Here is a 1021-nt window from a genome sequence, read left to right on the forward strand (position 1 = left end):
TTTGGTACTATATCTACTGGGCGCCAGCCCAAGCGTTTGTCCTTGTTTTGTGGCCGGACGTGAACATGACTTAGAACTGCTAAATGAGTCAACTTATTATAGACCTGCTGCCACCAGCCTACGTATGGGCAAGCTTGGCTATACCAATAGTGTGCAAGAGCAGCTAGACATCCGCTATAACAACTTGCCTGAGTATATCAAAGGGTTACGCCGTGCTATTCAGACGCCGCATGAGAGTTTCAAGGCGTTGGGTTTAAATGATACTAATGGTAATCCTATTCAGATTAATGATCATATTTTGCAAATAGAAAACGAGTATTATAGCCCCATTCGCCCAAAACAAATTGCCATGAGTGGCGAGACACCAACCGAAGCGCTTGAGCGTCGCGGCATTGCCTACGTTGAGTTCCGCGCCATCGATCTCGACCCCTATAGTGATATTGGTATTCGTCTTTCTAGCGCCTGTTTCTTAGAAGTGATGGCGCTGTACTGTCTGTTAAGCGACTCCCCTGATCTGCTCCCTGACGAAGAAGAAGCACTGGCCATTAATCTTGAGCGCGTGGTAAATGAAGGCCGTCGTGAAGGCTTGCACATTATCAATGATGGTGAAGAGCAATTGCTTGAGAGCTGGATGCTGGTACATTTAGAACGTATGCAGCCACTGGCAGCATTGCTCGATGCACATTATGGCGGTAATGATTACCGTGCAGCTGTGGCGTTGATGCAAGGAAAGGCAGGGCATCCTGAGTCGACCATTTCTGCACAAGTAAACTCCGATAGCAAAAGACTTGGCAGTCTATGGCAGCTTGGTTTTACCTTGGCACAGCAGCATCGTGATTCATTGTTACAGCAGACGCTTAGTCCAAACACCCAAGCCAAATATGAGGTGCTGGCAGAAAAATCTATTTTGCAGCAAGCAGAAGTTGAAACAGCTGAGACTGAAAGTTTTATAGACTTTTTGCAGCAGTATCGTTAGTAAATAATTGACCACTATTAATACATCCTACTGATAAATAAACCA

Annotated in this window: 1 pseudogene; it reads left to right on the plus strand. The window is 45.6% G+C overall.

Annotated elements, in window-relative coordinates:
• Window positions 1-976, plus strand: a pseudogene (locus tag ACS8FD_RS16865) (glutamate--cysteine ligase); the annotation flags it as partial.
• Window positions 977-1021: the final 45 nt, after the last annotated feature.

The sequence above is a fragment of the Psychrobacter sp. 1U2 genome (assembly GCF_051847575.1).